Source organism: Methanospirillum lacunae (genome assembly GCF_003173355.1).
GTDB lineage: Archaea > Halobacteriota > Methanomicrobia > Methanomicrobiales > Methanospirillaceae > Methanospirillum > Methanospirillum lacunae.
Genome location: NZ_QGMY01000011.1, coordinates 120,610 through 132,824 on the forward strand (window position 1 = coordinate 120,610; position 12,215 = coordinate 132,824).

The following is a 12,215-nucleotide window of genomic DNA, read 5'->3' on the forward strand; positions in this document are numbered from 1 at the left end:
TACTTTCTTCAGATGAATAGTCCAGAATTATATTCTTCATGCTGATGGGATTCTCCATATGGTCGTCTGGTTTTCATGGAATACTGGGGTAAACCCGTATGATGCATATATTCCAGGATTTTTCAGATTGTACAGGGTTATCTCCGGAATCCCGACATAAAGAAGTGTAGCATTATGTCTTTTCATTAATTCCTTTGCACGTTCTGGCTGAAGATACACTAAAACCGAATCTTCCCCACGTGAATTTGTAATCTCGGCTCCCCGGTACACTTTTTCCCTTGAGTAACTGCCCATAACTGATGATATTCCAGTGAATGCTGAAACACGCGAGAAATATTTTGCCGCATCATCCTGATCGTACGCAGAAGGGACAACTCCTTCAATAAGAATCTCACCTTGAGGAAGCGATTCGAGATAATCAAGGGCGTTGGCTTCTTCCTGCCCGATGTATTTACTTACAAACGCTGTTCCATCGAGAGTTGGAGTCCATAAAGGTCCGCTAGAAAGCAGTATTGCTGGGAATAATAGAATTCCTATGATGAGAAGAATTGATACTACTCTGTGTTGAATATCGGTGCGAATTATTGGGCATGTTTCTAGCATCTGGCCTAACAGCGTAAACGTTGAAATACCTAATAAAATCCAGGATGCAAAGTAAAACTTATAGGTGGTGTTCAATCGATCCGGAGATCCATTCTGCACCATCGCAAAAAAATCACAAAATACTATACAGGCAATTCCTGCTAAAGCCAAAATTTCTTCTATCTTTTCAAACCTTCGTGATATAAGGAAAATTGCCGGAATCATCACAATCGCTGCTCCAATAAAACCCGCCAGAGCAACGATAAGAGGGATCACAAGAAGAAGTGGCCTTCTGACGATATCATGTCTTAAATAAACGAGAAGAATCAGGATAAAAAATCCATGAACGAGGAGTAATTGAATAGGATCTGAAGGAGTCGGAAGAAAAGAGATCCCTTGCATTCTTTGGTTATTTAATTGAAATAAAAAGGGAAGGTAAACAAGTAATGAGGCAATAGGGGCGAGAAGGCTGATGAAACAGAATGCAGAGGCAGAATCATCCTTTCCTATTGTTAAATCCTTTAGTGATGAAACCAGGTGAAATATCCAGGTCTTTAGCCGTGTGTTGAAAGATTCTGAATCATGCAAATATTGTTGATACGAGATAAGAAAGCCTACAAAAACCGAAAGAGGGAGATATATAATTACGTCCCAACTGTGAAGAGGGATAAGAGTGCCCAGGCATAAGGCCAGGAGAAGGCCTATAGCGACTCTGGACCGTTCTCCCATATTTTTCCATGAATGGTACCCATAAATCAGTAAAAAAATGATCAGACACTGGATCATCATGGCTACCGCATACGGACGGGGACTTCCTATAAGTAAGGCAGCCAGAGGATTTTCTGTGACAGATCCTGTAATCATCCTGACGCTTCCGTCAAGAATAAACCTGAAAGGAGTATTATCTGCAAGAGCGATTGGGATAAGTGTGAAAAACCCGGGGTATGAGATTGCTAGAAGAGCGAGGGGAAGAAATCTATACCTGTTCATCAGCAGGGATGAACAGGAATAAATCATCACCGCTGACATCGCGAAAACAGTTGGTATTGCCAGATTGTAGATTACAGATGCAGGAATACCCAGTATAACTCCCGGTATCGCAAACATCCAGGCACCGAGATAATAATACCAGGTAAGGGTGCCACCTGCATACCACCCATCAACCGGTGGGATCTGAGGAGAATTCATCATCGATGAGAGAATCATCGAATCCATGAACTTCTCATACGAGATATCAATGGATGGATCATACCAGAGTTTTGCCAGTAGCGTCAGGATAAAGGTTCCAAAAAATATAACGTACCATATTCTCCCCGATATGAGATCCTGTAGACAGATGGTTCGTTTCCAGGCAGAGTACCCAATAAGCACAATAAATGGGATCAACATAAGCGAAACAGGAATCTGTAGTAACGCAAGATACCACGATATCAGTGTGGCAAGAAGCAATGATACAGGGAATGAAAGGGGAATTGAATGTTCTGGAAAAAATCTGCGAATGATTGGTAATACTGAAATCTGCAAAAGCAGAAGCAGGATCAGCCACTTAACAAGCATGAATAATTGAATTGATAATGGCAGGTTCATGGTTTTCTTTACTCCTCAATGGTATGGTTTTTAAAAAACAGAAGATATTTCCTCGTAGACTCCATTATAGCTCCAGAAGAAAGTTTCGAAGTTCAGGTTTTTGTGGATTGGATAGAACAATAACCTCATTTTTCTTAATAAGGGGAGTCCAGTTCTGGTATTTTCTAATATCAGCTTCGAAATAATTCGCGTATCCTGTTTTAGTTTCAATAATAACATAATCTGCATCTGGATGATATCCATACTGATATGCTTCCTTTCTCTGTGCAAGATGGGGTATCACATTATCCTGGGTTACAATGGCAGCATCGCCAGGAAGATGTGAGGTAATTGTATCAAGTAACTGAAACTTTTCTGAATGTGCCTGATCAAGGTAATCGGGAATAATCGTCGCATATGCAACGAACGGACTGACCACCACGAAACTGATGATTGACCCAACTAATAAGGCATAACCAATATACCGGGGCCAGTTCTCCTTTTGATCAAGATGAAGTCGCTTGTTTATCCGAAATAATCCATACAGAGTTGCGAGGATAATGATCGGCTGGAACATCCCCGGGTAGTGATATTGTAAATCAAGGAAAGAGTATGTGGGAGAGAGGAATACTTCGAGAAACTGGAATAATCCAACCAGCAACACTTCTGGAGCCGCAAATGGAATGAATAGGGATGGAGCAAAGGTTTCAGCAAATAATACTATCCGTTGTTTACCATAAAGAGGGAGATTCTCAATAAGGTTATGGGTATATTGCGATGAGAGTGTCGATGCAGGAGCGAAGTAAGGGATAATCACCGCCATTGAGAGTGCAGCAAAGCAAATGGCACAGATAATCAAAATAATATGACATGTCCTGAATGTGCCGGATCTATTTTCTGAAAAAAAGATTCCATACAGGCCTATCATGGCCGCCATAAGGGCCACATCTTCTCTAACAATAATGAGAAGAAGTCCCGCAATCAGGTACATCTTCCATCTGTCACTTATGAGTCCATACCAGCAGAGAAAAACAAGAAGGGGAACAAAACAGATTGTTGAGAAATTATACAGGTTTATTCCGTGTATTGCCGGGGATAACAGGTATATAAAAACAATAAGGTACGAAAATCGTTCACTCAGATATCTTCTTGAAATGTAATACAGTGGAATTGCAGCCAGACCCAGCAGGACGGTACTGATAAGAAGCAAGAAGAGTGGGCTTTGAAAGATCAGATAAAGAGGGAGCAGGAGAAAAAGGATGGGTGAATTATGTGCTCCGAATGAACAGTGATATATCGTATCTACAGTATTAGAAAAAAATTCACCCTGATGGATCGTTGTCCAGAATGATTGTTCAAAAATGGCAAGATCGTGAGTTGTGAGATACAGGGAATGAATTAAGGTCACAAGAATGCCCATTCCAATCACATATATTGCAACGAGAATCCCAACAATAATGAGAGGCGTTATTGCATTTTTCCCCGAAAAAAAAGGAAGATTTCCTGATTCCATTTATCTATTCATCCTGTAATTCGACTGAAGTATACATGTACCATGTTTCAGAATATATATTCTCAAGATCGGAGTATGAAAATATTATCCAAACTACAATGGATGACTCCTTTAATCATCAAGGTACAACTATGTATGGTCTGATATGTTCAATATCACTTCTTTTCTGGATATCCGTGTCCGGGAACATCCTGATAAAATAGCACTTATTCATCCGTCACGAAATATCACCTACTCCTGGAGAGAATTGCATGATGCAGTTCTCAGAGCAGCGGGGGGAATGAAAGGAATCGGATTATCACATGGTGATCGTGTTGTTCTTTTTCTGGATAGTTCTACTGATTACTTGATCTCATACTTTGCTCTCTGGAGGATTGGGGCAATAGCAGTTCCTGCAAATATTGTGTATCGTGAGGAGGAACTCCGGTACGTCATAGAAGATTCTGGTGCCCGGGCAGTAATCACCGACAGTAGTGGAAGGGAGATGGTTGAAAAATTAGCCCGAGTCCTTAAGATCCCTGAAATAATTATAGCCGGAATTAGTGGTGAGAATTCCCTCGATAATATTCTGCATTCTTCTCCTCTTCAGTATCCTCATCCATGTCATCCTGATGATCTGTCTCAGATTCAGTACACATCCGGGACTACCGGGAGGCCGAAAGGTGCCATGCTTACCCAAGGAGGATGGATGGCAGCACTGGAGGCGGAACGTGATGCACTCGAACTTACTTCAAGTGATATTTACCTGGGTATTTACCCGATGGGTCATGTTGGGATCAGCTGGGGAATCTCTGCTTTGAAACAGGGTGGGACATGGGTTATCCTTGAACGGTTCCAGTTAGAGAGATATCTGAATCTTGTGGAGGAGTATAAGGTTACAGTTCTTTCTGCCATGCCCCCTGTTATCCACAGTATCATGGAGACTTCCCGGGAAACAGATAAAAAAATTGCTACTGTGAGGAGGATAATCAGCGGTGGAGGACCAATGCACTCACCAACCTGGAGGGCATTTCACCAGAGGTTTAACATCCCCATCATCAATGCTTACGGTTTATCTGAAACAATAGTTGTTGGTTCAGGTACGGTTATCAGACCTGAACATTATCCTGAAGCTGATGAATATAACAGTGTGGGAACCCCTGTGGGATATACTGAAATTCGGGTGGTAAATGAGGATGATCCTGCGGTCACTCTTCCTGATACAAAAGCAGGTGAGATTGCAATTCGTGGTCCGGCTGTAGCACTTGGATACTGGCAGAAGCCGGAGGAGACTGCAGCAGTTTTTCTTTCTGACGGCTGGTTCCTCACCGGGGATATAGGATATATTGACAAGAACGGGATGCTGGTTATAACTGACCGTAAAAAGGATATGATCATCATGTCAGGCTGGAAGATCTATCCTACCGAGGTTGAAAATTCTCTGATTCTTCATCCTGATATCGCAGATATTGCAATTTTTGGCTGCCCTGATGAAGAAAAAGGGGAAATCCCGGCAGCAGCGGTTGTTCCAAAGAACGGACACACAGTCACCCATGAGAGTCTGGTGGCTTTCGCCAGGGAACATCTCGCGGGGTACAAAATTCCTCGAAAGACAGTTATTGTTGAGAGTCTTCCCCGGGTTGGGGGCTGGAAGCTGCTCCGCAGGCAGCTTCGTGAACAGTACTGTCTAACCTGATTCAACTGGTATTAGTTAATTTCGTAGTTTTTGGTGTCCGGTGAACCCTGACACCACTATCTGTCAGGAGATCATTGAAACTGACAACGAGGCCTGTGCTCCCCATTACATATGTCAGGTTTGAAGGAGTCGTGTTCTTTCCTGCCATTGACTGCATGATAAGAAAGTTCTCCAGAAGCTGGCTCTCCTGGCGAATTGGCTGATGGGAATCCATGATATAATTCCCAATACCGGCCATCAAGAGACCGCATATTACCAGGGCAGTTACAATTGCCACCCTTCCGGGTTCAATTCTCATGGTTACTTCAGGAGAATGATATTCCCCATTCCTCTTCTTCGTCTCTCGATCAGACCCATACTTTCGAGGATATCGAGCGTTCTACTAACATTTGATTTGGATAGTCCGGTCTTCTCTACGATATCGCTTTGGGGAATGAGCCCATCGGCATCCAGAATACTCTGGTAGATGAGCTGCTGGTCCTCTTTCAATGTGGGAAGTACTGCCTCCCATTTACGCCGTCGTTCCTCAAGAGGAGATGGTAATGGAACTTCTGGTTCTGGTGCTTTTGTCTGGACTGGCTGTGAAGAAGTGACAATATGAATCTGATCGTAAAAGAGCAGAGTTAATGCACTCGCGCAGACCACCAGGGATGCACAGATGATGATAGCAACATCGGTTATTGTGTATATATCACCGATATGTTCAGTCTGAATAACAAAGTCGGTTCCTGTACTCCAGATAACGAGAGGAGTAGGATTCAGGAGTTTCACCCCGAGAAAGAATACTGCTGATATTAGTACTGCTGCTGCTAGAACTTGCTGACCGTTCAGACCTGGGATATGCATAACTCCACCGATATCTCCTGTACTCAGACGTTACTCATGGGATAACATCAGTCTTTTCAAACAAGGGTAGTGACGAGTGATAATTCTTCTTCTCACTGGTGGTTATCAACGCCTGTTTCAGATCGTACTAGTGCTGCTGCTTCACAGAGCCGCGAAAGTTTGGCATATGCCACATCCTGCGGCAACATCCTGAGTCCGCAGTCTGGGTCTATAATGAGCCGTTCTGCTCCAAGCAACTCGACTCCTGTCCTTATCCTCTTAATGACGGTTTCTACGTCTTCCAGTTTTGCCGATGATGAATCCACGCAGCCAAACCCGATATACTTTGCGCAAAGATCACGGGATGAAAGAGATGAGAGGTTATCAGGGTCAACGCTCCCTTCAAAGTCAAGCACCTGAACCGGCATCCTGACATACTCATCGATGATCCGGGAGAGCGGACCACACACATGGAGACAGACCGGGACTGAAACCTGCGTGGTGATTCTCTCAATTGCATTTCTTCCAATGTCCAGGTCTGCTACCCCGGTTGAGAAGATTGGCTCATCTATCTGGAGCATTGTGATCCCGACCTCCCCGAGGGAGCGCGCTTCTACAGCAAGGGCTTCAGCGATATCCGGTACCAGTTCATCACGGGTCCGGTAATTCGGCGTGTCAAGATGGAGCCCGTAAGAAAGGGTGGAAGGACCGGTTACGATCCCTTTAACGTATGGATGCCGGGTTCTGGCGTACCTGGTATCTTTGACTGTTATCGGATGTCCGGATGGCATCACCTTTCCGATCACATCCTTTCCCCTGATCCCGGGGAGCTCGGATGCAAACGTTCCAATCATGTCTCCTCTCACCTGTCCGTCAGAAATTATTGTAATTCCTGCTGATATCTGTGCATCAACAGCCTGGCAGGCTGCTTCGTGGAATGGATCCAGCAGGCTCCTTAAGGTCCGCCGTGGCTCGGCAGGATAACTTCCGACTACTGTTGTCGGGAGGATCTGACCTGGGATGAAAGGTTTCATGATAGGTTTTCAGGGAACCACACGGTGGCGGTCACGTGGGAACAGTACTGCTTCTCTGACATTCTGCAGTCCAAGCATCGTTGCAACCAGCCGGTCTGCACCAAGACCCCACCCGGCATGCGGAGGCATACCATACTTGAATGGGCTTAAGTAGAATTCAAAGTTATCTGGATTCAGACCTTTCTTTGTGATCTGCGTGACGAGGAGATCATGCTGGTGAACACGTTGTGCTCCACTTGAGAGTTCCATTCTGGGGTGCATCATATCAAATGCCTTACAGATCTCGGGTTCGTTCTCGTATGGCATTGCGTAATATGGTCTGATTGAACTGGGCCAGTCTACAATGAAGTAATGACGCCCCATCTCTTCGCCGATGACCTTCTCCGCAGCGGTGCCGATATCATCGCCGAACTTGATCGGATCATTCATTCCCCTGCTTGCGATCTCGATGGCATCAGTATACGAAAGCCGGGGGAAGTTCTTCTCAGGAACAGCGAATGAGTCTATTTCAAGATCAGCAATCGCAGTACTGCAGTTCTTGTCCACGAAAGAGTAAACAGAACGCACAAGGTCTTCGAGCACCTGCATAACATCTTCATGGGTGGCAAACGAAACCTCGACATCTATTGAGGTTGCCTCATTCAGGTGCTTGGTTGTATTGTGCTCTTCTGCCCTGAATATCGGTCCGATCTCGTAGACCTTCTCAAATCCTGCAGCCATCATCATTTGTTTATAGAGTTGCGGGCTTTGGTTGAGAAACGCCTCTTTCTCAAAATATGCGATTGGGAAGAGTTCAGTGCCTCCCTCGGTTGCTGCAGCAACAATCTTGGAGGTTGTTATCTCGATAAAATCATTGTCAAAGAGGAAATTTCGGGTTGCGTGCTGGACAGCACTGCGGATCTTGAAGACTGCGCTCACACGGGGCCTGCGTGCATCAAGGAACCGGTTATCAAGCCTGGTGTCTAGTTCTGCAGGAACCTTCTCGGCAACATCGAGCGGGAGCGGGGTTGCAGCCTTACTGACAACCTCGATAGCGTCAGGAATAACCTCACGGCCACCAGGAGCCTTTCCTTCCGGTTTGACGGTTCCGGTGACCCTGACTACTGACTCACGGGAGATGTCCTTGAGTGCCTCAACAACCTGAGGTGTAGCCTTCTTCTTAGGTACAGTGACCTGGATGATTCCGGTCCGGTCTCTGAGGAGGAGAAAAGCAAGGCCTCCGAGATCACGGATCTCGTGTGCCCATCCGGTAATATCTGCTGAGGTTGACTCAGGAGTGATGGTATTGATAGGGACTCGCATATGCAACCCTAGTACTTGCACATACAGGGCCAAAACCTTTGGTGCCGATCCTGACCCGCAGAGACAGGGGATGATACAAAGCCCTTATGCGTTCATGCCAGCGAGGTACTAATGAGAACCATGAGTGCGTGTGTACATGACCCGGATCTCTTTACAAATAAGGGTTCAATCCTCATCACCGGAACCAGGATCGGAGATCGGAATGTTGACATTTTTATTGATGAGACCGGCACGATTCGCGATATTGGTGAAGGGGTATCAAAAAAGTGCAGGAGCGAGGCAGAACACCAGATATCAGCAGAAAAGACTCTTGCCATTCCCGGGCTTGTAAATGCCCACACGCATGCTGCCATGACCCTGCTTCGGGGATATGCGGATGATATGCACTTGCAGCAGTGGCTTTCTGAGAAGATCTGGCCACTAGAAGCGCATCTCACAGGCGAAGATGTGTATTGGGGAACAAAGCTTGCCTGCCTTGAGATGATCAGGAGTGGAACCGTTGCGTTCAATGACATGTACTTCTTCATGGAAGATGCTGCACGAGCGGTTGATGAAAGTGGGATACGTGGGGTTCTCTGCCATGGATTCATCACCTTCGGTCTCGCTGAAAAGTTCGAGTCAGAGGTGAAGGCAACAGAGAACCTGGTCTCCCATATCAGGGGGATGAACAATCCGCGCATCACTCCGGCAGTTGGGCCCCACGCCCCATACACCGTGCCACCTGAACATCTTGAGTGGTGTGGGTCGTACAGTAAGGATGAGGATATCATGCTTCACATCCACCTGAGTGAGACCGAGCAGGAGGTGATTGACTGCAAAAAAGCTCATGGGGTTACCCCTGCTGTCCTTCTTGACCAGTGTGGATGCCTGTCAGAGCGAACTCTCGCTGCTCATGGCTGTTGGCTTGAGGATGAAGACTGCCGGCTCCTTGCAGAACGAGGATGTCATGTGGCCCATAATCCGGTAAGTAATATGAAACTCGCAACCGGCCGGGCAATGCCATATCCTTCTCTTCGAAGTGCCGGGGTAAATGTGGCCCTTGCAACAGACGGGTGCTCCTCAAACAACAACCTGGATCTTTTCGAGGAGATGAAGGTCGCCGCAATAGGCCAGAAGTTCTTCTGGAAACAGGATACTCTCCTTCCTGCTGAAGAAGCCCTTTCCATGGCAACTTCATGCGGGGCTAAAGCCCTGGGAATACCTGGCGGATCGATAGTAGTGGGACAGGCGGCAGATATCGTGCTGGTATCACTAGATCATCCCTCAATGGTTCCGCTCCACAATCCGGTTTCGAACCTGGTATACTCGGCATCAGGATGTCAGGTCAGTACGGTACTCTGCAATGGCAGGGTATTGATGTATGAAAAGGAGATCCCGGGAGAAACCGCAATCCTTTCTGGCGCAGCAGATGCAGCAGCAGGTCTTCTGAACCGTGCAGCACAAAATACGTAAGGGTGCAGGCACTATCCTGCCAGATCCCATTTTACACACACATCACGACACGCATCAGACCGGCATCCGATCTAAAATGAGATCAATAATCCCTTTTGAAATGTCAGGGCTCGTCATCAGGGTATCACATCGTATGGCACCAGGTACATCAACCGGATCACGGATATCCTGAACAAAGAGATCGACAAATTCTGCATACGCTGCGTACACACCGGCTGAAGTCGGTTCAAATCCCCGGGCAACCATGAGATCCCTGGCTGGCCCGCTCACCGGTTTGTCGCCGATAAATGGACTGACCGCAACCACCGGTTTTTGTTTGAGCAGATCAATAATTCCGTTGCACTCGAGAATTGGTGAGATGCTAGTTATCGGGTTACTCGGGCCGATGATGATGAGATCGCTCTTCTTCATGGCTTCCAGTGCTCCGGTGGAGGCATCTGGTCTCCTCTCAGGAACCCTGAGCACCTTACTGATTTCCACACTTCCCCTGTGTTTGACCCAGTACTCCTGAAAATGAATGATCCCGTCTTTGGTTTCAATCATCGTGGTGTATTCCTGGTCTGTCATCGGGATGATTGTTGCATGAACTGACAACCGTGAACTGAGATCACAGGTTGCCTGCGAAAGTGTCATCCCTTCCTTGAGCAGTTCTCCTCTGAGAAGTTCAACAGCCCTGTCTTTGTCTCCGACTGCGAGGTATGTGTCAACTCCGATGGACCTGAACTGTTCATGTGTCACGAATGTATCCCCGTCAATTCCCCACCAGGTTTTGGTGTTGAGAATCCCGGCAAAGAGGTACATCACCGTGTCGATATCAGGAGAGATATGTCCGCCCTGGTACCAGAGGTCTTCTGCCGTATTGACGATGACAGCGATATCTTTGTCGTTCAGGGCCAGTCTTGCACCCTGTAGAAGTTTAGGTGTCCCCGTTCCACCAGAAAGAAATGTTACAGTTATAGTATCTTCCCATGATAGACTCATCCCGGAAGAAACTTAAAACTGCCATACGAATACCATCACAGACAAAGGCCGGTGAATTATAAAAGCGATCAAAGACCCGGTGCATGGGTACATCCAGGTCGAGCCTGAACTGCTCCCCCTTGTTGATTCACCGGAAATACAGCGGCTCCGGTATGTCCGCCAGCTCGGGTTTTCATTTCTGGTCTACCCCGGAGCACATCATACGCGGTTTGAGCACTCTCTTGGGGCCATGCATCTTGCATCCCTGATGTCAAAGCAGATTGAACTTGCAAAAGAGGATCATCTGCTTGTTACGACTGCTGCTCTTCTCCATGATATCGGTCACGGCCCGTTTTCTCATGCTATTGAAGGAATTGCATCAGAGTCACTAGGAAGATCACACACAGATGTCAGGGATCTGATAACTAAAAGCAGTCTTAATGATGAACTTGAGCGAATTGATGTAGATCCAGTCGAAGTCTGCCTGATGATAGAGGGAACACATCCCCTGGCGAGTATCATTCATGGCGATCTTGATGTGGATCGGATGGATTACCTGCTTCGTGATGCACATTACACTGGTGTTCCATATGGGACAGTGGACTCCGGGCGTCTGATCCGTGCCACCCGTCTTTCTAATGGGGAGATTGTCCTTGATGAGAGTGGTGTGCAGGCTGCTGAATCACTTCTTATTGCAAGAACCCTGATGAGGCCTGCAGTGTATTATCATCATGTGAGCAGAATTGCAGAGAAGATCTTTTCGACTGCGGTTTATGAACAAAGTAGAATTGATCCAACCGGGATCATGGAAAAGATGATACGGATGGATGATGCCGCATGCATGCAAGCCCTCCTTTGTTCTGAGTATTCTGATGTCAGGCACCTGGCTGAAGACCTTTATTACAGGCGTCTTTTTAAACGTTCACTCTATCTTGGCAAAGAAGAAGTATCAGCCTCTTTAAGACTCGCTAACGATTCGAATGAACGTGAACGAGAACTTGCAGGACGGATCGCTGAACAGGCAGGAGTAATGCCACGGGAAGTTCTTGTGGACATTCCTGCTTTTCCCCGTGATATGTCTATAAAGGTTCAGGTACAGGACAGAGACAATCTTCTGCCTCTAGAGGAGGTGTCTCCACTGGTAACAACCCTAAATGAGACCCGTCGTACCCAGTGGCGGGTTGGTGTGTATGCACCCGAACCTGTAATCAATGAAGTCAGAATGGCTGCCAGGGAGTTACTTCACATCAGGCCGCTGACACGTCAGAACCGGCTTATCTGATTTTTAAATAATTTAAAAATAGGG

General features: G+C 46.5%; 10 protein-coding genes. 3 read left to right on the plus strand and 7 right to left on the minus strand.

Translation table 11 applies throughout. The features are described from left to right. Positions 1 to 36 precede the first annotated feature (36 nt). Together DK846_RS14565 and DK846_RS14570 are read right to left on the minus strand one after the other, a co-directional pair. A complete protein-coding gene (locus DK846_RS14565) occupies positions 37 to 2,169 on the minus strand; it encodes a DUF2298 domain-containing protein (RefSeq protein WP_109969725.1) in 2,133 nt (710 codons plus the stop codon). 64 nt (positions 2,170 to 2,233) lie between these two features. Next, positions 2,234 to 3,661 (minus strand): DUF2079 domain-containing protein, encoded by a 1,428-nt coding sequence (locus DK846_RS14570; RefSeq protein ID WP_109969726.1) that lies wholly within the window; start codon positions 3,659 to 3,661, stop codon positions 2,234 to 2,236. A gap of 145 nt (positions 3,662 to 3,806) precedes the next feature. Between DK846_RS14570 and DK846_RS14575 the strand changes: the two genes are divergently transcribed. Then, positions 3,807 to 5,336 carry a class I adenylate-forming enzyme family protein gene (locus DK846_RS14575; protein WP_109969727.1) on the plus strand — a complete coding sequence of 510 codons (1,530 nt, stop codon included), beginning with the start codon at positions 3,807 to 3,809 and terminating at the stop codon, positions 5,334 to 5,336. 1 nt (position 5,337) lies between these two features. On the opposite strand, the gene DK846_RS14580 is transcribed toward DK846_RS14575, so the two are convergent. The 4 genes from DK846_RS14580 to aspS form a co-directional block, all read right to left on the minus strand. Continuing rightward, on the minus strand, positions 5,338 to 5,634 hold the full coding sequence (locus tag DK846_RS14580; protein ID WP_109969728.1) for a hypothetical protein: 297 nt from the start codon (positions 5,632 to 5,634) through the stop codon (positions 5,338 to 5,340). 2 nt (positions 5,635 to 5,636) lie between these two features. Then, positions 5,637 to 6,182: a helix-turn-helix transcriptional regulator gene (locus DK846_RS14585; RefSeq protein WP_109969729.1), complete on the minus strand. Its 546-nt coding sequence runs from the start codon at positions 6,180 to 6,182 to the stop codon at positions 5,637 to 5,639. A gap of 92 nt (positions 6,183 to 6,274) precedes the next feature. Then, positions 6,275 to 7,195: a methionine synthase gene (locus DK846_RS14590; protein WP_109969730.1), complete on the minus strand. Its 921-nt coding sequence runs from the start codon at positions 7,193 to 7,195 to the stop codon at positions 6,275 to 6,277. A 9-nt stretch (positions 7,196 to 7,204) separates the two neighbouring features. Further along, entirely contained in the window at positions 7,205 to 8,497 is a 1,293-nt protein-coding gene (gene aspS, locus DK846_RS14595) for an aspartate--tRNA(Asn) ligase (protein WP_109969731.1), read from the minus strand. Positions 8,498 to 8,617: 120 nt separating this feature from the next. Between aspS and DK846_RS14600 the strand changes: the two genes are divergently transcribed. Then, positions 8,618 to 9,949 (plus strand): amidohydrolase, encoded by a 1,332-nt coding sequence (locus DK846_RS14600; RefSeq protein WP_109969768.1) that lies wholly within the window; start codon positions 8,618 to 8,620, stop codon positions 9,947 to 9,949. Between the two features lie 54 nt (positions 9,950 to 10,003). Here DK846_RS14600 and cofD read toward each other — a convergent pair whose 3' ends face one another. Next, entirely contained in the window at positions 10,004 to 10,930 is a 927-nt protein-coding gene (cofD, locus tag DK846_RS14605) for a 2-phospho-L-lactate transferase (RefSeq protein ID WP_109969732.1), read from the minus strand. A 79-nt stretch (positions 10,931 to 11,009) separates the two neighbouring features. On the opposite strand from cofD, the gene DK846_RS14610 reads away from it, so the two are divergent. Further along, complete coding sequence (locus DK846_RS14610; protein ID WP_245926570.1) at positions 11,010 to 12,191, plus strand: HD domain-containing protein; 1,182 nt, start codon at positions 11,010 to 11,012, stop codon at positions 12,189 to 12,191. Positions 12,192 to 12,215 lie beyond the last annotated feature (24 nt).